This window comes from Achromobacter sp. MUI-25009338 (assembly GCF_057359325.1).
The window spans coordinates 2,383,330-2,401,321 of record NZ_CM170627.1 but is presented as its reverse complement, the minus strand read 5'-3'; the positions used below and the strand labels follow the sequence as shown (position 1 = coordinate 2,401,321).

General features: G+C 69.9%; 16 protein-coding genes. 11 read left to right on the top strand and 5 right to left on the bottom strand.

Translation table 11 applies throughout. The features are described from left to right. The 3 genes from greB to AC1IQ6_RS11470 all read right to left on the bottom strand — a co-directional run bounded on the left by greB (position 1) and on the right by AC1IQ6_RS11470 (position 2,470). Entirely contained in the window at positions 1 to 552 is a 552-nt protein-coding gene (gene greB, locus AC1IQ6_RS11480) for a transcription elongation factor GreB (protein WP_102772818.1), read from the bottom strand. 70 nt (positions 553 to 622) lie between these two features. Beyond that, positions 623 to 1,468, bottom strand: coding sequence for a 3',5'-nucleoside bisphosphate phosphatase (locus AC1IQ6_RS11475; protein WP_102772040.1), 846 nt, complete (start codon positions 1,466 to 1,468; stop codon positions 623 to 625). Positions 1,469 to 1,534: 66 nt separating this feature from the next. After that, positions 1,535 to 2,470, bottom strand: a complete 936-nt coding sequence (locus AC1IQ6_RS11470) for an alpha/beta fold hydrolase (RefSeq protein WP_485866344.1) — start codon at positions 2,468 to 2,470, stop codon at positions 1,535 to 1,537. Positions 2,471 to 2,741: 271 nt separating this feature from the next. On the opposite strand from AC1IQ6_RS11470, the gene cfa reads away from it, so the two are divergent. Continuing rightward, entirely contained in the window at positions 2,742 to 3,923 is a 1,182-nt protein-coding gene (gene cfa / locus AC1IQ6_RS11465; protein ID WP_209165944.1) for a cyclopropane fatty acyl phospholipid synthase, read from the top strand. Between the two features lie 6 nt (positions 3,924 to 3,929). Here the strand turns inward: cfa and AC1IQ6_RS11460 are convergent, their stop codons facing one another. Continuing rightward, positions 3,930 to 5,546, bottom strand: coding sequence for a GMC family oxidoreductase (locus AC1IQ6_RS11460; protein ID WP_485866343.1), 1,617 nt, complete (start codon positions 5,544 to 5,546; stop codon positions 3,930 to 3,932). A 143-nt stretch (positions 5,547 to 5,689) separates the two neighbouring features. Here AC1IQ6_RS11460 and AC1IQ6_RS11455 point away from each other — a divergent pair, with 143 nt between their 5' ends. The 4 genes from AC1IQ6_RS11455 to nirD are packed head-to-tail and all read left to right on the top strand — an operon-like array spanning position 5,690 to position 9,719. Beyond that, a complete protein-coding gene (locus AC1IQ6_RS11455) occupies positions 5,690 to 6,571 on the top strand; it encodes a LysR family transcriptional regulator (protein ID WP_111824845.1) in 882 nt (293 codons plus the stop codon). Between the two features lie 51 nt (positions 6,572 to 6,622). Next, complete coding sequence (locus tag AC1IQ6_RS11450) at positions 6,623 to 6,823, top strand: hypothetical protein (protein ID WP_209165942.1); 201 nt, start codon at positions 6,623 to 6,625, stop codon at positions 6,821 to 6,823. Then, positions 6,820 to 9,369 carry a nitrite reductase large subunit NirB gene (nirB, locus tag AC1IQ6_RS11445; RefSeq protein WP_485866342.1) on the top strand — a complete coding sequence of 850 codons (2,550 nt, stop codon included), beginning with the start codon at positions 6,820 to 6,822 and terminating at the stop codon, positions 9,367 to 9,369. The genes AC1IQ6_RS11450 and nirB overlap by 4 nt, the downstream gene beginning before the upstream one ends. Further along, on the top strand, positions 9,369 to 9,719 hold the full coding sequence (nirD, locus tag AC1IQ6_RS11440) for a nitrite reductase small subunit NirD (RefSeq protein ID WP_485866341.1): 351 nt from the start codon (positions 9,369 to 9,371) through the stop codon (positions 9,717 to 9,719). The genes nirB and nirD overlap by 1 nt, the downstream gene beginning before the upstream one ends. Positions 9,720 to 9,721: 2 nt before the next feature. Here the strand turns inward: nirD and AC1IQ6_RS11435 are convergent, their stop codons facing one another. Continuing rightward, positions 9,722 to 10,783 (bottom strand): LacI family DNA-binding transcriptional regulator, encoded by a 1,062-nt coding sequence (locus AC1IQ6_RS11435; RefSeq protein ID WP_209165940.1) that lies wholly within the window; start codon positions 10,781 to 10,783, stop codon positions 9,722 to 9,724. A 112-nt stretch (positions 10,784 to 10,895) separates the two neighbouring features. On the opposite strand from AC1IQ6_RS11435, the gene AC1IQ6_RS11430 reads away from it, so the two are divergent. The 6 genes from AC1IQ6_RS11430 (at position 10,896) to AC1IQ6_RS11405 (ending at position 17,990) form a co-directional block, all read left to right on the top strand. After that, complete coding sequence (locus AC1IQ6_RS11430) at positions 10,896 to 11,915, top strand: TRAP transporter substrate-binding protein (protein WP_111824841.1); 1,020 nt, start codon at positions 10,896 to 10,898, stop codon at positions 11,913 to 11,915. Between the two features lie 9 nt (positions 11,916 to 11,924). Further along, positions 11,925 to 13,805 (top strand): TRAP transporter large permease, encoded by a 1,881-nt coding sequence (locus AC1IQ6_RS11425; protein WP_111824840.1) that lies wholly within the window; start codon positions 11,925 to 11,927, stop codon positions 13,803 to 13,805. A gap of 58 nt (positions 13,806 to 13,863) precedes the next feature. Further along, positions 13,864 to 14,403 (top strand): VOC family protein, encoded by a 540-nt coding sequence (locus AC1IQ6_RS11420; RefSeq protein ID WP_485866340.1) that lies wholly within the window; start codon positions 13,864 to 13,866, stop codon positions 14,401 to 14,403. A gap of 19 nt (positions 14,404 to 14,422) precedes the next feature. Then, a complete protein-coding gene (locus AC1IQ6_RS11415; RefSeq protein WP_479731562.1) occupies positions 14,423 to 15,700 on the top strand; it encodes a ribulose-bisphosphate carboxylase large subunit family protein in 1,278 nt (425 codons plus the stop codon). Further along, positions 15,697 to 17,046, top strand: coding sequence for a four-carbon acid sugar kinase family protein (locus tag AC1IQ6_RS11410; RefSeq protein WP_485866339.1), 1,350 nt, complete (start codon positions 15,697 to 15,699; stop codon positions 17,044 to 17,046). The genes AC1IQ6_RS11415 and AC1IQ6_RS11410 overlap by 4 nt, the downstream gene beginning before the upstream one ends. A gap of 77 nt (positions 17,047 to 17,123) precedes the next feature. After that, the gene (locus AC1IQ6_RS11405) at positions 17,124 to 17,990 is read left to right on the top strand and encodes a TonB family protein (protein ID WP_485866338.1); all 867 of its coding nucleotides are present in this window, start codon (positions 17,124 to 17,126) and stop codon (positions 17,988 to 17,990) included. The last annotated feature ends 2 nt before the right edge of the window (positions 17,991 to 17,992 follow it).

Genomic DNA, 17,992 nt, shown 5'->3' with positions numbered 1-17,992 from the left:
TTACGCCGGGTAAGAAACTTCCAGGATATCCAGCTCTTCGATGCCGCCGGGCGTGCGCAAGACCACCGTATCGCCTTCCCTGGCCTTGATCAGCGCGCGCGCCACCGGCGAGATCCAGCTGATCTTGCCGGCCAGCGGCTCGGCCTCGTCCACGCCCACGATGGTCACGCGGTGCTCTTCGCCGGCCTTGTCGGAATACAGCACCGTGGCGCCGAAGAAAACCTGGTCGCGGTTGGGCTGGGCGGCCGGATCGACCACCTCGGCGAAGTCCAGCCGCTTGGTCAGAAAGCGCATGCGGCGGTCGATCTCGCGCAGCCGCTTCTTGCCGTAGAGGTAATCGCCGTTCTCCGAGCGGTCGCCGTTGGACGCGGCCCAGGACACCACCTGCACCACGGCCGGACGCTCCACGTTCATCAGGTGCGCCAGCTCGCCGCGCAGGCGTTCGTAGCCGCCGGGCGTCATGTAGTTCTTGGTGCCGGCCGGCAGCGCCTGGGCCTGCGGCAGATCGTCGTCGTCCTCTTGATCGGATTCTTTAACAAATGCTTTGTTCATGGCGGTTGCGCCGTTGGGCGCGGTCACAGTCGATAGCATGGCGGGCGTGGCGGACGGGCCGCCGCCCGGGTCAGAACCAGTCGTGCCAGACCGGCTTGAGGTCCGGCGGCAGCGCCGGCAGGCGGCCCAGGTCCATCCGGCTTTCCTTGGGGCTGTGGAAGTCCGAGCCGCGCGAGGCGAGAAAGCCGTAGCGGCGCGCCACGTCCGCGTAGTGGCGGGCCTCTTCGACCGTATGGCTGCCGGTGTTGACCTCGATGCCGACGCCGCCCAGTTGCAGGAACTCGTCGAACAGCGCGGCGAACTGCAGCGGCGTGTACTTGTAGCGGCCGGGATGCGCGATCACGGCGCGGCCGCCGGCCCCGCGTATCCAGCCCACGGCTTCGGCCAGCGTGGCCCATTGCATGGGCACGTGGCCGGGACGGTCGTCGCCCAGGTGTTTGTTGAACACGGTCTGCACGTCGGGGCAATAGCCGGCCTCGACCAGGTAGCGCGCGAAGTGCGTGCGGCTGATGAGTTCGGGATTGCCGGCAAACGGCAGCGCGCCTTCGTAGGCGCCCGGCATGCCCATCTCGGCCAGGCGTTCGCCGATGCGCTTGGCGCGCTCGGCGCGGCCGGCGCGGGTCTTGCGCAGGCCTTCGATCAGCGTCTGGTCGGCCGGATCGAAGCGCAGCCCGACGATGTGCACCGTCAGGCCGGCCCAGGTAACCGAGATCTCGACGCCGGTGGCGAATTCCATGTCCAGTTCGCGCGCCGCAGCGGCGGCTTCGGCCAGGCCGCCGACCTCGTCGTGGTCGGTCAGGGCCCAGACGTCCACGCCATTGGCATGCGCGCGCTGCGCCACGTCGCGCGGCGCGAGCGCGCCGTCCGAGACGGTGGAATGGCAATGCAGGTCGATATTCAGGGTGCGCGCGTTCATGGGGCTATTGTAGAGAAGCCCCGCCAGCGTGGATAGCGCCGTGTCCGTCCCTGGTTTGGCAGGGCGCTAACCCAGCAGGAACGCGGCCACCGGTTCGACCTGCTCGTCGGCCATCAGCGTGGGCGCGTGGCCCACGCCGGCCACTTCGTGCGCCTGCGCGCGCGGATTGCGCGCCAGCATTTCTTCGACCGTGGTGCGGGTCAGCAGATCCGATTGCTCGCCGCGCACGATGAGGATGGGGCAGGCCACCGTGTCATAGGCGCGCCACAGGATCTGCTCGCCGGCGGCCAGTTCCTGCGGCGTCTGCGCGGCCAGGGCCTGGGCCAGCGCCAGGTCGTAGTGCTTGACCCATTTGCCGCCCTGTTCGGGGTACAGATAGCGTCCCAGCTCGGCCCATTGCGCGTCGGTATGCGGGCCGAAAGTCGTGGAGTTGGCGCGCATGGCGGCCACGGCCGCGTCGAACGACTCGAATTCGGCCGGCTCGCCCACATACTGGCCGATGCGCGCCAGCGCGCCGGTCTCCAGCCGCGGGCCGACGTCGTTGAGCACCAGCTTGTCCAGCCGCAGGCCTTCGGACGGCGGCAGCATGCCCGCATGCGGGCGCATCGCCAGCATGGCCTGCGCGTATACCGCGGCGCCCGACAGCGCCAGGCCGATCAGCCCGCCCATGGAGGTGCCCAGCCAGGCCAGGCGCGCCGGGCGCAGGCGGGCCAGCAGGGTCACCATGTCGGAGACGTACTGCGGCACGGTGTAGAAAGCGGGATTGGCGAGCCAGTCCGAACGCCCCCGGCCCACCACGTCCGGGCAGACCACCCGGTAACGGTCGGCCAGGCGGCGGGCCAGCGTGTCGAAATCCCGGCCGCTGCGGGTCAGGCCGTGCACGCAAACCAGCACCTCGTCGTTGGCCGGGTCGCCCCATTCCCAATAGGCCATGCGATGCAGCCCGGCCGGGCTGGCGCAGGTGACGAATTCCAAACGGGGTTCCAGGCGGGCGTCCTGCATCGATGCACTCCATGAGTCTGCGCGCGCCGGCACGGTGCGCCAGGCCGGTATCTTATAGGATGGCGCCGAACTCGGACCGCGGCCCTGGACTATCGGAGCGCGCATCGCTACGATCACGCCATCCGGATCGACGCCCCGACCGCCGGGCGGAAGGTGAATTAGCCTATCGGCGCGATCCAACATTTAAATTGGAGTTGCCCGCCGTTTCGCGCCACAGTACGCAGCCTCGAGCATTGCCAGATCAGTCTTCCCAAATTGATATGGAGTCCGTATGCAGCAAAGCAGTCCCGCCTCCCCGCTGACCACCGATGAGCAGGCCGTCAGCCTCCCCCCTCCCCAAGCCCCCAAAGTGTTGCAGGACGTCCTGGCCCGCGCCGACGTCCAGATCAACGGTACGCGTCCCTGGGACATCCGCGTCCACGACAAGCACATGTACGACCGCGTGTTCGCCAGCTGGTCGCTGGGCCTGGGCGAGTCCTACATGGACGGCGAATGGGACTGCGACCAGCTCGACGAGCTCTTCACCCGCCTGCTGCGCGCCGACGTGGGATCGGCGGCGCTGGGCCTGGCGCGCCTCAAGCTGATCGCCGAACACCTGCGCCACAAGCTTTTCAACCTGCAATCCAAGAGCCGCGCGTTCGAGGTCGGCAAACAGCACTACGACGCCGGCAACGACGTGTTCGAAGCCATGCTGGACAGCCGCATGATCTATTCCTGCGCCTACTGGGAACATGCCGAGACCCTGGAACAGGCCCAGGAAGCCAAGCTGGACATGATCTGCCGCAAATTGCAGCTCAAGCCGGGCGAAACCCTGCTCGACATCGGCTGCGGCTGGGGCGGGCTGGCCAAGTTCGCGGCCGAGCGCTACGGCGTCAAGGTCACCGGCGTGACCGTCTCCAAGGAACAGCTGGCGCTGGCGCAGCAGCGCGTGCAGGGCCTGCCGGTGCAACTGCTGCTGCAGGACTACCGCGACCTGCAAGGCAGCTTCGACAAGGTCGTGTCGGTCGGCATGTTCGAGCACGTCGGCCCCAAGAACTACGACACCTACTTCACCCACGTGCAGCGCTTGATGGCGCCCGGCGGCATCTTCCTGCTGCACACCATCGGCATCGCCGCCACCAGCCAGAGCACCGATCCCTGGATCGACCGCTACGTCTTCCCCAACGGCAAGCTGCCCTCGGCGCGCGAAATCGCCACGGCGGTGGAAGGCCGTTTCATCATCGAGGACTGGCACAACTTCGGCGCCGACTACGACCGCACGCTGATGGCCTGGTGGGAGAACTTCGAGCGCGCCTGGCCCACGCTGGAAGCGCGCTACGGCAAGCGCTTCTACCGCATGTGGAAGTACTACCTGATGTGCTGCGCGGGCTTTTTCCGCTCGCGCGAGGGCCAGCTCTGGCAAGTGATGCTGACCCACCCGCAGCGCCAGGACATGTACCGCTCGCTGCGCTGACCTTCGCTACGCGGCCTGCCCCGCGTCCGCGCGGATCAGGTCGGCCGCGCGTTCGGCGATCATGATGGTCGGCGAATTGGTGTTGCCCGACGTGATCAGCGGCATCACCGACGCGTCCGCAATGCGCAGCCCCTCCAGCCCATGCACGCGCAGCCGCGCGTCGACCACCGCGCCGGCGTCGGCGTCGCGGCCCATGGCGCAGGTGCCCACCGGATGGAAAATCGTGGTGCCGATCTTGCCTGCCGCTTCGCGCAGCTGGGCTTCGTTCTCGTACGCCGGTCCCGGCAGCCATTCCTGCGGACGGTAGCGCTGCAACGCCGGCGCCGCGGCGATCCGGCGCACCAGGCGGATGGAATCCGCCGCCACCCGCAGGTCTTCCTCGGTGCTCAGGTAGTTGGGCGCGATCACCGGCGCCAGGCCCGCGCCTTGCGGGCCCTGCGCATGCACGCTGCCGCGCGAGGTGGGCCGCAGGTTGCAGACGCTGGCGGTGAAAGCGTCGAATCCGTGTAGCGGCTCGCCGAAGGCGCCCAAAGACAGGGGCTGCACGTGGAACTCGACATTGGCGCGGGCCTGGCCCGGGTCCGATTTGGCGAAGGCGCCCAGCTGCGACGGCGCCATGCTCATCGGGCCGCTGCGGTTGACCAGGTATTCCAGGCCAATGCCCGCCCTGCCCCACCAGGTGGAGGCGATGCGGTTCAAGGTCTTGACGCCGTCGACCTTGAGGATGACGCGCAGTTGCAGATGGTCCTGCAGGTTTTCGCCCACCCCGGGCAGGGCGTGGCGCAGCGCGATGCCGCTTTCGCGCAGCCGCGCCGGCTCGCCCACGCCCGAGAATTCGAGCAGCTGCGGCGTGTTGATGGCGCCGGCCGCCAGCACCACTTCGCGGCGCGCGCGCACCGTCGCGCCGGCCTCGCCGCGCTTGAGCTGCACGCCCACGCAGCGCTTGCCTTCGAACACCAGCAGCTCGACCAGCGCGCCGGTTTCCACCCGCAGGTTCGGGCGCTGGCGCACCGGCCGCAGAAAGGCCTTGGCCGTGTTCCAGCGCCAGCCGCGGCGCTGGTTCACTTCGAAGTAGCCGCTGCCGAAATTGTCGCCGCGGTTGAAGTCCGCCACGCGCGGGATGCCTTCCTGCTCCGCCGCCTCGGCGAAAGCCTCCAGGATGTCCCAGCGCAGCCGCTGCGGCTCCACCCGCCATTCGCCGCCCGCGCCGTGGAACTCGTCTGCGCCGCGGTGGTGGTCTTCGCTGCGCTTGAAGACCGGCAGCACCTGGTCCCAGCTCCAGGCCGGATCGCCCGACAGCGCGGCCCAGTTTTCGTAGTCCTCGCGCTGGCCGCGCATGTAGATCATGCCGTTGATCGACGAGCAGCCGCCCAGCACGCGGCCGCGCGGGTAGATCAGCGCACGGCCGCCCAGGCCGGGCTCGGCCACGGTGCGGTACATCCAGTCGGTGCGCGGATTGCCGATGCAATGCAGATAGCCCACCGGGATGTGGATCCAGTGGTAGTTGTCGCGCCCGCCGGCCTCCAGCAGCAGCACCTGCACGGACGGATCGCGGCTGAGCCGGTTGGCCAGCACGCAGCCGGCCGAACCCGCGCCCACGATGATGTAGTCGTATGTCTCCATAAGCGCTTCTTATTTTCATGCCCGGGCGGATGCCGGACTTTGCCATGACTCTGGCGCAGTGCTGCGCGCCTGTCCAATGAATTGTTGAAAAACGCTTTATAAGCGTCTTTAATAAAGCTCGACTTCCCCGCCCCCATCCAGCCATGGATCTCAAGCATATCCGCAGCTTCGCCGCCGTGGCCCGCGCCGGCAACCTGACGCGCGCGGCCGAGCAGCTGCACCTGACCCAGCCCGCGCTCAGCCTGCAGCTCAAGAATTTCCAGGAATCGCTGGACCTGGCGCTGTTCGCGCGCACCGCCCAGGGGCTGGCGCCGAACGCCGACGGCCGCGCGCTGCTGCCGGCGGCGCAGCGGGTGCTGGACGCGCTGGACGATTTCGAGCGCGCCATCGGCGCGCTGCGCGACACCGTGCAGGGCGAGCTGCGGATCGGCACCATCCTGGACCCGGAATTCCTGCGGCTGGGCGCCACACTGCAGCACCTGGTCGAGCACTATCCCAAGATCCGTCCCACGCTGCGCCACGGCATGTCCGGTTCGGTGGGCAGGCTGGTGCGCGCGGGCGAGCTGGACGTGGGTTTCTTCCTGGGCGCGCCGGGCGACGCGGCCGCGGGGCTGGAGGCGCTGCCGCTGGCTTCGTTCACGTATAGCGTGGTCGCGCCCAAAGGCTGGGGCGCGCAGGTGGCCGGCCGCGGCTGGGCCGAGATCGCCGCGCTTCCGTGGATCTGGACGCCCCCGGATTCCGTGCACCACCGCCTGCTGGCCGCGCAGTTCGAAGCCCTGGGCATCGCGCCCAACGCGGTGGCCGAGGTCGACCAGGAAGCCTCGATGCTGGACCTGGTGCGTTCGGGCGTCGGCCTGTCGCTGGCCCGCGATTCCATCGCGCTGCGCGAATCCCAGGCCAACGGCGTGCTGCTGATCAAGGGCCTGTCGATCCAGGCGGAACTGTCCTTCATCACCCAGGCCTCGCGGCGCGCCGACCCCTTGGTGGACGCCGCCTTCGCCGCCGTGCGCGCCGCCTTCGGCTGACGGCGCGCCCCGCGCCAAACAGGTGCGGCGCGCACAACACTATGCACCGCAATGAAGCAGCCCGCCGCACGCGCGGACGCGCCGGCCGCGCGCGCCCCCGCGCGCGCCGGCTGGCATGGACTTTGCTTTGAATCCTGGCAGGCGGACCGCAAGCCCGCCGCACACGACAATTCGAGCAACACCGGCAAAGGCGCCCTCGACCGCAAGGTCCAGGGCGCTTTTCGTCTTTTCGGAACCGGGGATTTCCCATGAACGTATCGGCAGCAAGCGATTCCCTGCAAACCCTCGTCATCGTCGGCAACGGCATGGTGGGCCACCACTGCGTCGAACAGCTGATCGCGCTGGGCGCGCTGGAACGCTACCGCATCCACGTCTTCGGCGACGAGCCGCGCCGCGCCTACGACCGCGTGCACCTGTCCGAGTACCTGAACGGGCGCGACGCCGAATCGATGGCGCTGGGCGCGGCCGGGCTTTACGAACACCCGGGCGTCACGCTGCACCTGGGCACGCCGGTGCTGGAGATAGACCGGCGCCAGCGCGAGGTCGTCACCGCCGCGGGCCGCTATGCCTACGACAAGCTGGTGCTGGCCACCGGCTCCCATCCTTTCGTGCCGCCGATAGCCGGCGCCGAGGGCGCTTCGCGCCTGGTCTACCGCACGCTCGACGACCTGGACCAGATCCGCCAGGCCGCCGACGGCGCGCGCCGCGGCGTGGTGGTGGGCGGCGGGCTGCTGGGCCTGGAGGCCGCCAACGCGCTGAAATCCCTGGGCCTGCAGGCGCACGTGGTCGAATTCGCGCCGCGCCTGATGCCGGTGCAGCTCGACGAGCAGGGCGGCGCGGCGTTGCGCGCCCGCATCGAGGCGCTGGGCGTGGGCGTGCACCTGTCGCGCGCCACGCAGGACATCCGGCCCGGCACGCAGTACCGCTACCGCATGCGCTTCGCCGAAGGCGCGCCGCTGGAGACCGACCTGATCGTGTTCTCCGCCGGCATCCGGCCGCAGGTCACGCTGGCGCGCAAGGCCGGGCTCACGCTGGCCGAGCGCGGCGGGATCGCGATCGACGACTTCTGCCGCAGCAGCGACGAACACATCTACGCCATCGGCGAATGCGCGGCCTGGAACGGCAGCGTGTACGGCCTGGTGGCGCCGGGCTACCAGATGGCGCGCACCGCCGCCGCCGCGCTGTGCGGCGAGGCCGCGCAGCCCTTCGCCGGCGCCGACATGTCGACGCGGCTCAAGCTGCTGGGCGTGGACGTCGGCTCCATCGGCGACGCCCACGGCGCCACGCCGGGCGCGCGCAGCTACCGCTATATCGACGAGGCCGGCGCCGGCTACCGCCGCCTGGTGGTCTCGGGCGACGGCAAGCGCGTGCTGGGCGCGGTGCTGGTGGGCGACAACAGCTACTACGACACCCTGCTGCAATACGTGCAGAACGGCATCGCCCCGCCGGCCGACCCGGCCAGCCTGATCCTGCCGCGCGGCGAGGCGGCGCCGCTGCTGGGCGCGGACGCCCTGCCCGATTCGGCCACGGTCTGTTCCTGCCACAACGTCAGCAAGGGCGCCGTCCGCCGGGCCATCGACGGCGGCTGCGCCGACCTGGGCGCGGTCAAGGCCTGCACCCGGGCGGCCTCGGGCTGCGGCGGCTGCGCCGGCCTGCTCAAGCAGGTGGTGGAACACGAACTGGCCGCGCGCGGCGTGGCGGTGGACAAAAGCCTGTGCGAACACTTCGCCTACACGCGCCAGGAGCTGTACGCCATCGTGCGGGTCGGCGGCATCGAGAGCTTCGAACAACTGCTGGCCAGCCACGGACGCGGCCGGCTGGGCTGCGAAATCTGCAAGCCCGCCGTCGCCTCCATCCTGGCGTCGTGCTGGAACCGGCCCATCCAGGACCCGGCCCTGGTGCCGCTGCAGGACACCAACGACACCTTCATGGCCAATATGCAGAAGAACGGCACCTACTCCATCGTGCCGCGCATCGCCGCCGGCGAGATCACGCCCGACGGCCTGATCGCCATCGGCGCCGTCGCCAAGAAATACGGGCTGTACACCAAGATCACCGGCGGACAGCGCATCGACCTGTTCGGCGCGCAGCTGCACGAACTGCCCGCCATCTGGGGCGAACTGATCGCCGCCGGCTTCGAGACCGGCCACGCCTACGGCAAATCGACGCGCACGGTGAAGTCCTGCGTGGGCAGCACCTGGTGCCGCTACGGCGTGCAGGACAGCGTGCGCATGGCGCTGGACATCGAGCACCGCTACAAGGGCCTGCGCGCGCCGCACAAGCTCAAGTTCGCGGTCTCCGGCTGCACCCGCGAATGCGCCGAGGCGCAGAGCAAGGACATCGGCGTCATCGCCACGGAGAAGGGCTGGAACCTCTACGTCTGCGGCAACGGCGGCATGCGCCCGCGCCATGCCGAGCTGTTCGCCACCGACCTGGACGACGCCATGCTGATCCGCGTCATCGACCGGCTGCTGATGTTCTATATCCGCACGGCCGACAAGCTGCAGCGCACCGCCGCCTGGCGCGAGTCGCTGGAGGGCGGGCTGGACTACCTGAAGCAGGTGGTGCTGGAAGACAGCCTGGGCCTGTGCGCCGAGCTGGAAGCGCAGATGCAGCTGGTGGTGGACCGCTATGAATGCGAATGGGCCAACGCGCTGAACGATCCGCAAAAGCTCAAGCGTTTCCGCACCTTCGTCAACGACGACGCCGCCGACCCCGACATCCGCTTCGTGCAGGAGCGCGGCCAGCCGCGGCCCGCCCCCGCCCGCGTCATCCCCATCGCCGAGGAGATTGCCTGATGGACGCCCTGGTCAACGAACCCCAAGCCTGGCGCCCGGTGTGCCGCCGCCAGGACCTGGTTCCCCACTCCGGCGTGGTGGCGCTGGTCGACGGCGTGCAGATCGCGCTCTTCTACCTGCCGCAGGCCGCCGAGGGCGAGATCTACGCCATCGAGAACCGCGACCCGCGCTCCGGCGCCAACGTCATCGGCCGCGGCATCGTCGGCCACCTGGACGGCGAGCTGGTGGTCGCCTCGCCGCTCTACAAGCAGCATTTCCGGCTGGCCGACGGCAGCTGCGTGCAATACCCCGAACAGCGGCTGCGCGCCTGGCGTGCGCGCCTGAACGCCGACACGGTCGAGATCGGCTGACCTCACGGCAGATTCTCGCGGAATATCACCTGGCTGCGCGCCATTTCCACGCCGTTCATCGCGCTGCGCCTGTCGCGCAGGTTGGAGAAGATCCGCACGCAGCTCATCAGCGCCTCCATCGGGCTTTGCGTGATGACCGCGTCCATGGTGCCGTCTATCAGCAGCGAGCGGGTGTCGGGCGTGAGGCCGTGGCCGATGAACACCACCCGGTGCTGCAGGCCGGCCTCCTTCAACGCGCGCGCCACGCCGTCCGAGGCGCCGCCGATGTTGTAGATGCCGGCCAGCTGCGGATACTGCTCCAGCAGCTGGCGCGTCTGCTCGTAGTTGCGCTGGGCGTCGTCGTAGCCCTCGCGCAGGTCGACCACCTGCATGGCCTGAAACTGTTCCGCATACAGCTGCAGAAAGCCGCCCTCGCGCTCCTCGTGCGCGCGGTAATGGCGCGAGCCCGCGATCAGCGCCACGTGCGCCGCGCGCGAGCCGATGAAGCGCGCGATCAGGTAGCCCGCGGTGCGCCCTGCCGCGCGGTTGTCCAGCCCCACGTAGGCGGCGCGCGCGCAGTTGGCGATGTCGGAAATCAGCGTCACCGTCGCCACGCCCTGCTGCGCCAGCGCGTCGACCGCCTCGCGCACCACCGGATGCTCCAGCGCCATGAACGCGATGCCGTCGGCGCGCCGGCCGTGCCTGGCCAGCGCCTGGGCCAGCGCGTCGGGGTTGAAGCTCTCGACGTATTCGACCTGGCACTTGGCGTTCAGCGGCGCGAAGTGCTCGTGCGCGTAGCTGACGGTGTCGCCCAGCATGCGCAGATAGCGGTTGCTGCCGCGCGGCAGCAGGAACACCAGGCGCATGGGCTCGGGCGCGGCGGCCGCGAGGATTTCCTGTTCGGGCAGGTAGTCCAGCTCGATGGCGGCGCGAAAGACTTTCTGCGCGGTGCTGGCGCGCACGCCGGGGCGGCGGTTCAGCACCCGATCGGCCGTGGCGGTGGAGACGCCGGCTCGCGCGGCCACGTCGGCCAGGCGCGCCAGCCTGCGTTCGGAAGGTTTTCTATTCACATCAAAAACCATCATTAAAGAAGTTTGACGATGATAGCGCCTATTCACTATTGTCCAGTCTGCCGCATGGGATTGGCACTTTTGTGGCGCATCAAAAAACATCATAACCACGATTATGGAGACAACCATGAAGCTGATGACCCGCCGCAGTGCCTTGCGCCGCCTGGGCGCCGTTCCCGCCCTGGCCCTGGCCAGCGGTTTCCCGATGATCGCGCGCGCCGCCGACTATACGCTGAAGTACGGCAACAACCTGCCCGTCACCCATCCGCTGAACATCCGCGCCCAGGAAGCGGCCGAACGCATCCTCAAGGAAAGCAATGGCCGGGTGGACATCAAGATCTTCCCCAACAACCAGCTGGGCGGCGACACCGACATGCTGGCGCAGGTGCGCTCGGGCGGCATCGATTTCTTCACGCCGTCGGCGCTGGTCATCGCCACGCTGGTGCCGGTGGCGGCGATCAACGCCGTGGGCTTCGCTTTCAAGGACTACGACCAGGTCTGGAACGCCATGGACGGCGCGCTGGGCGCGCACGTGCGCGCCGCCATCGCGCAGCGCCGCCTCTACGCCTTCGAGAAGATGTGGGACAACGGCTTTCGCCAGACCACCAGCAGCAAGGCGCCGGTGCAGACCGCCGCCGACATGGACGGCCTCAAGATCCGCGTGCCGGTGAGCTCGCTGCCCATCTCCATGTTCAAGGGCCTGGGCGCCGCGCCGGCCAGCCTGCAGTTCAGCGAAGTCTATTCCTCGCTGCAGACCAAGGTGGTCGACGCCCAGGAAAACCCGCTGCCCATCATCCAGGTCGCCAAGCTGTACGAAGTGCAGAAGTACTGCTCGCTCACCAACCACATCTGGGACGGCTACTGGTTCATCGCCAACGGCCGCATGTGGGAAGGCCTGCCGCAGGACCTCAAGACGGTCGTCGCCCGCGGCATCAACGAGGCCGGCCTGGCGCAGCGCGAGGACATCAAGAAGCTCAACGCCTCGGTGCAGTCCGACCTGGAAGCCAAGGGCCTGCTGTTCAACCAGCCCTCGGCAGACAGCTTCCGCCAGCAGCTGCGCAACGCCGGTTTCTACAAGGAATGGCAGGGCCGCTTCGGCAACGAGGCCTGGACCCTGCTGGAGCAGGCCGTCGGCAAACTGGCCTGAGGTCGCGCCATGTCCTCCCTGTCCGCTCCCCACGCCGCGCCGCCCCTGCTGCCGGCCCATCCCCTGCGCCGGGCCGCCGGCGCAATAGACAGCCTGCTGGGCTGCGTGGTCGAACACGCGGCGGCGGCCATCGTGCTGGTCGAGATCGCGGTGCTGTTCGCCGGCGTGGTCGCGCGCTATGCCCTGCACAGCCCGCTGGTCTGGTCCGACGAACTGGCGTCCATCCTGTTCCTGTGGCTGTCCATGCTGGGCGCGGTCGTGGCGCTGCGGCGCGGCGAACACATGCGCATGACGGCCTTCGTCAACAACGTCGGCCCCGCGCGCCGCGCGCAGCTGGAAACGGCGGCGCTGGCGGCCTCGCTGGCCTTCCTGGCGCTGATCCTGGCCCCGGCCATCGAGTATGCGCACGAAGAACACTTCATCGTCACGCCCGCGCTTGAACTGAGCAACGCCTGGCGCGCCGCCGCCATTCCGGTCGGCATGGGGCTGATGGCCATCGTGGCGCTGCTGCGCCTGGCGCGCACCCAGACCCTGCCGCAGATGCTGGCGGCGCTGGCCGGCGCGGCGGCCGTGGTGGGGCTGTTCTGGCTGGCCCAGCCGCTTTTCTCCACGCTGGGCAAGCTGAACCTGGTGATCTTCTTCGTGGGCATCGTCGCGGCCACCGTGTTCGCCGGCGTGCCCATCGCGTTCTCGTTCGCGCTGGCCACCTTCTCCTACCTGGCGCTGACCACCAACACCCCCATGCTGGTGATGGTGGGCCGCCTGGACGAAGGCATGTCGCACCTGATGCTGCTGGCGGTGCCGCTGTTCATCTTCCTGGGCTCGCTGATCGAGATGACCGGCATGGCGCGCGCCATGATCCAGTTCCTGGCCAGCCTGCTGGGCCACGTCCGCGGCGGCCTTTCATACGTGCTGATCGGCGCCATGTACCTGGTGTCGGGCATTTCCGGCTCCAAGATCGCCGACATGGCGGCCATCGCCCCGGTGCTGTTTCCCGAGATGCAGAAGCGCGGCGCCAAGCCGGGCGACCTGGTGGCGCTGCTGTCGGCCACCGGCGCGCAGACCGAAACCATTCCGCCCTCCATCGTGCTCATCACCATCGGTTCGGTCACCGGCGTGTCGATCGCGGCGCTGTTCACCGGCGGCCTGCTGCCGGCGGTGGTGCTGGGCCTGGCGCTGTGCTCGGTGGTCTGGTGGCGCTACCGCAAGGAAGACCTGAGCCTGGCCCAGCGCTTCACCTTGCGCGAAATCGGCCGCTATTTCGTGATCGCCCTGCCCGCGGTGGCCCTGCCCTTCGTGATCCGCGCGGCCGTGGTCGAAGGCGTGGCCACCGCCACCGAGGTCTCCACCATCGGCATCGTCTATTCCGTGGTCATCGGCCTGCTGGTCTACCGCCGCTTCGACTGGGCCCGCCTCAAGCCCATGCTAATCGAGACCGCCTCGCTGTCCGGCGCCATCATGCTGATCGTGGGCTGCGCCACCGCCATGGCCTGGGCGCTGACGCAATCGGGATTCTCCGGCGACCTGGCGCGCCTGATGGCCGACATGCCCGGCGGCTCGTACGGCTTCCTGGCCGTGTCCATCGTGGCCTTCATCATCCTGGGCAGCGTGCTCGAAGGCATACCGGCCATCGTGCTGTTCGGCCCGCTGCTGTTCCCGATCGCGCAGCAGGCCGGCGTGCACGAGGTGCACTACGCCATGGTCGTGATCTTCGCGATGGGCATCGGCCTGTTCGCGCCGCCGTTCGGCGTGGGCTACTACGGCGCCTGCGCCATCAGCCGGGTCGATCCCAACGAAGGCATCGGGCCGATCTGGGGCTACGTCGCCGCGCTGCTCGTCGGCCTGGTGATCGTGGCGGCCTTCCCCTGGTTCTCCATCGGTTTCCTGTAAGTCTCCCGCGGGGCCGCGGCCCCGCGCTTTCCAACCCTCAAAGCTGCAAAGTCCGATCATGAGTCGATTCCTGGGCGAAATCCGCCAACTCGGTTACGTGGTGCACGATATCGAAGCCGCCATGGACTACTGGAGCGCCACGCTGGGCGTGGGCCCCTGGTACTACAACCCGCGCGTGCCCATCGTGAACTACCGCTACGACGGCGCCAGCCATCAGCCGCACAACTCGGTGGCGCTGGCCAACTCCGGCTACGTGCAGGTCGAGCTGATCCAGACCCGCAACGACGTGCCCTCCATGTACCGCGACTTCCTGCAGGCCGGCCGCACCGGCCTGCAGCACGTGGCCTACTGGACCGAGGACTACGACGCCGATCTCGAACGCCTGCTGGCGCAGGGCTTCAAGCCCAAGATGAGCGGCGAAGTCGGCGAAAAAGGACGCTTCATCTATTTCGATACCGAGTACCACCCCGGCACCGTGATCGAGCTGTCCGAAGTGGCCGGCCCCAAGGGCCGCCTGTTCGACCTGATCCGCGACAGCGCGCGCGACTGGGACGGCAAGGACCCCGTGCGCCCCTTCCCCGACCTGAGCCGACTCTGAAGCGCCCGCCCATCGCCCTATGAACTCCCAATCGTTTACCGCCACCTACCTGATCGAAACCCCGCTGGACCCCGCCCGGGTGGCCGAGGTCATGGCCGGCGAGCAGTCCTGCGGCACCTTCACGCGGGTGCAGGGCGAAACCGACGAGCTGCGCGCGCGCGCCCGCGCGCGCATCGAATCCCTGGAGGAACTGGAGACCGTCAGCGCCCCCAGCCTGCCCAACGCCTGGCTGGCGCGCCAGCCGGGCGGCATGCCGGCGCGCTACCGGCGCGCGCGGGTGCGCATCGCCTTTCCGGTCGCCAACGTCGGCGCCAACCTGCCCACGCTGGCAGCCACCGTCGGCGGCAACCTGTACGACCTGGGCGAAGCCACCGGCCTGCGCCTGGAAAGCCTCGAACTGCCCGCCAACTACCGCGCCCAGTTCGACATGCCCCGGGCCGGCATCGCCGGCACGCGCGCCCTGACCGGCGTGGCCAGCGGGCCGCTGGTGGGCACCATCATCAAGCCCAACGTCGGCCTATCGCCCGAGCAGACCGCGCACCTGGTGGCGCAGCTGTGCGCCGCCGGCGTGGACTTCATCAAGGACGACGAGGTCTGCGCCAACCCGGCCCACGCTCCGCTGGCGCAGCGCGTGGCCGCCGTGATGGCCGTGGTGCGCGCGCACCGCGAACGCACCGGCCGCCAGGTCATGGTGGCGTTCAACATCAGCGACGAAACCGACGCCATGCGCCGCCACGCCGAGCTGATCGAACGCGAGCAAGGCAGCTGCGCCATGGTCAGCCTGAACCACTGCGGCTACTCCGCCGTCCAGACCCTGCGCCGCAGCACGCCGCTGGCGCTGCACGGCCACCGCAACGGCTACGGCGCGCTGTCGCGCCACCCCATGCTGGGCGTGGGATTCCAGGCCTACCAGACGCTGTGGCGGCTGGCGGGCGTGGACCACATGCACGTGCACGGCCTGCAGGGCAAGTTCTCGCAGGAGGACCAGGAAGTAGTGGACGCCGCGCGCAACTGCCTGGCTGCGCTGACCTTCGGCATCGACGACGCGGTGATGCCGGCGTTCTCGTCCGGCCAGTGGGCCGGCACCGTGCCCGCCACCTGGTCGGCGGTGCGCAGCGACGACCTGCTGTTCATGTCGGGCGGCGGCATCCTGGCCCACCCGGACGGCCCCGCCGCCGGCGTGCAGAGCATCCGCCAGGCCTGGCAGGCCGCGCGCGAAGGACAGGCCCTGCAGGACTACGCGCGCCAGGCGCCCGAACTGCGACGGGCGCTGGACTTCTTCGGAAACCGCGCATGACCCGCGACCAGCGCGGCCCCGCGCCGCCGCGCGTGGGCTGGTACGGAGACGACTTCACCGGCGCCACCGACACGCTGGCCGAAGTCTCGCGCGCCGGCCTGCGCAGCCTGCTGTTCCTGGGCGTGCCAACGCCGCAGCAACTGAGCCGCGCCGGCGCGCTGGACGCCATCGGCATCGCGGGCGCGGCCCGCGCCATGCCGCCAGCCGAAATGCAGGACGAGCTCGACGCCGTGGGCCGCTTCATGGCCGGGCGCGGCGTGCGCGTGCTGCACTACAAGTGTTGCTCCACGTTCGACAGCGCGCCGCACGTCGGCAATATCGCCGCCGCCATCCAGGCGCTGCGCCGCCACATGCCCAACCCGCTGGTGCCCATCGTGGGCGGGCAGCCCAGCATCGGGCGCTATTGCAGCTTCGCGCAGCTCTTCGCCCGCGCCGGCGGCGCCCCCGCGATCCACCGCATCGACCGCCACCCGGTCATGCGCGCGCACCCGGTCACGCCCATGCACGAAGCCGACCTGCGGCTGCATCTCGCGGCGCAAGGCCTGCGCGAGATCCGGTCGGTGCCGCACACCGACTACCCGCGCCTGCGCCGGCCGGCCGACGCGCCCGTGCTGGAAGACTGGATCGACGGCGTCGTCGAATCCGCCGACGGCCCCCTGCTGCTGGACCTGATCGACGACGAGCAGCTCCCGGTGATCGGCCGCCTCATCTGGCGCGCGGCCGCCTGCCTGCCGCTGCTGGCGGTCGGCCCCAGCAGCGTGCAGCAGGCGCTGGCCCGCGCCATGCCGGGCGGCCGCGCCGCCGCCGTCGACGCACCGCTGGCGCCGGTCTCGGGGCCGGTGCTGGTGGTGGCGGGCAGCCTGTCGCCGGTCACCGCGCAGCAGATCGCCGCGTGCCGGCGCTATGCGCGCCAGCCGCTCTCCGTGCAACGGCTGCTCTCGGATCCCGGCTACGCGGCCGCGCAGTCGCGCGAGGCCGTCGCCGCGCTGGTCCAGGGGCACAACGTGCTGGTCCATACCGACCGGCCCGAGCAGGCCCCCAGCGCCGCCCACACGGCGGCCACCGCCCGCGCCACCGCGCAGCTTGCCGCCGCCATCGTGCGGGGCTGCGCGCAGGCGGGCCGACGGCTGGGCCGCGTCGGCATCGCCGGCGGCGACACCTCCAGCCAGGCCACCCTCGCCCTCGGCCTGTGGGGCCTGGCGTTTCGCTGCGTGCTGGCGCCCGGCGTCACCGTCAGCGTCGCGCGCAGCGACGACCCGCGCATCGACGGCATGGAGCTGATGCTCAAGGGCGGCCAGATGGGCGGCGACCTGCTGTTCGACGAACTGGCGCAGGGGCAGGCCTGACGCCGTACGCCGCGCTTGCGGGTTATGCTGCGCCGTTGCGCCCGCCCGTCGGCGCCCCGACCCAGGAGACTCCCCGCATGAACCGGCTGCTGCGCGCCTCGGCCATGGCCGCATTCACGCTGTGCGTATCCGCCGCGGCCGCCGCCGCGCCGGCCACCCGCGCCGAATGGAGCGGCGCCGCGGCGCGCCAGCTGCAACGCCACCTGACCATGCCCAAGGAAGCCGACGGCCTGCCCGGCCCGCTCAGCCTGAAACTGCGCCTCACCATCCTGCCCGACGGCGGGATAGACAAGATCGAAGTGGCCGCCAGCTCCGGCCATGCGGCAGTGGACCGCGCCGCAGCCGCCATGGTCCGGCGCGCCGGGCCGCTGCCCGCCTTCGCCGCCGACATGACCGGCGACAGGGAAATCCTGATGCTGCCGCTGCGCTTCGAACCGGAAGCGCCGCAAGAGAATCCGCCGGCCGCCGCCGCGCACCGCTACGCCGACCCGGCGCGTGGCTACGGCGTGACCGTGCCCGCCCCCTACCGCATCCTGCCCAGCGGCAGGACGGCGGAATTCGACCTGCTGGTCAGGGTGGGCGATGCCAGCGGAGAGCGGTGCACCATCGGTTTCAACACCGCGCGCAAGGCGCTGACGGCCCATCCCGGCCGCGAGGCGCCGCTGTCGGCAGCCGCCCGGCTGGCCGCGGACGAAACCCTCGAAGCCGCGCAGGGCCGCGAACTGCAGGAACGCCGGACATTCGAATCGGCCGGCGCGCACGGCGTCGAATACGTGGCGCCGGCCGCGGACGCGGCGCTGCTGCGCTACACCGCCCTGCTCGACACGCCGGCCTTGCGCGTGGCGCTGGCCTGCACCGCCACGCGCGCGGCCATGCCGACCGCCCTGGCCGACTTCCGCCGCATCCGGGACGGGATCAGCCTGGGATCGCCGGACGCGCCTTGAAC

Bases quoted from the DNA above. Each gene is read 5' to 3' on its own strand.
- greB (WP_102772818.1), bottom strand. From the start codon at position 552: ATGAACAAAGCATTTGTTAAAGAATCCGATCAAGAGGACGACGACGAT.
- AC1IQ6_RS11460 (WP_485866343.1), bottom strand. From the start codon at position 5,546: ATGGAGACATACGACTACATCATCGTGGGCGCGGGTTCGGCCGGCTGC.
- AC1IQ6_RS11410 (WP_485866339.1), top strand. From the start codon at position 15,697: ATGACCCGCGACCAGCGCGGCCCCGCGCCGCCGCGCGTGGGCTGGTAC.
- AC1IQ6_RS11420 (WP_485866340.1), top strand. From the start codon at position 13,864: ATGAGTCGATTCCTGGGCGAAATCCGCCAACTCGGTTACGTGGTGCAC.
- cfa (WP_209165944.1), top strand. From the start codon at position 2,742: ATGCAGCAAAGCAGTCCCGCCTCCCCGCTGACCACCGATGAGCAGGCC.
- AC1IQ6_RS11425 (WP_111824840.1), top strand. From the start codon at position 11,925: ATGTCCTCCCTGTCCGCTCCCCACGCCGCGCCGCCCCTGCTGCCGGCC.
- AC1IQ6_RS11415 (WP_479731562.1), top strand. From the start codon at position 14,423: ATGAACTCCCAATCGTTTACCGCCACCTACCTGATCGAAACCCCGCTG.
- AC1IQ6_RS11450 (WP_209165942.1), top strand. From the start codon at position 6,623: ATGAAGCAGCCCGCCGCACGCGCGGACGCGCCGGCCGCGCGCGCCCCC.
- nirB (WP_485866342.1), top strand. From the start codon at position 6,820: ATGAACGTATCGGCAGCAAGCGATTCCCTGCAAACCCTCGTCATCGTC.
- nirD (WP_485866341.1), top strand. From the start codon at position 9,369: ATGGACGCCCTGGTCAACGAACCCCAAGCCTGGCGCCCGGTGTGCCGC.
- AC1IQ6_RS11405 (WP_485866338.1), top strand. From the start codon at position 17,124: ATGAACCGGCTGCTGCGCGCCTCGGCCATGGCCGCATTCACGCTGTGC.
- AC1IQ6_RS11475 (WP_102772040.1), bottom strand. From the start codon at position 1,468: ATGAACGCGCGCACCCTGAATATCGACCTGCATTGCCATTCCACCGTC.
- AC1IQ6_RS11435 (WP_209165940.1), bottom strand. From the start codon at position 10,783: ATGATGGTTTTTGATGTGAATAGAAAACCTTCCGAACGCAGGCTGGCG.
- AC1IQ6_RS11455 (WP_111824845.1), top strand. From the start codon at position 5,690: ATGGATCTCAAGCATATCCGCAGCTTCGCCGCCGTGGCCCGCGCCGGC.
- AC1IQ6_RS11430 (WP_111824841.1), top strand. From the start codon at position 10,896: ATGAAGCTGATGACCCGCCGCAGTGCCTTGCGCCGCCTGGGCGCCGTT.
- AC1IQ6_RS11470 (WP_485866344.1), bottom strand. From the start codon at position 2,470: ATGCAGGACGCCCGCCTGGAACCCCGTTTGGAATTCGTCACCTGCGCC.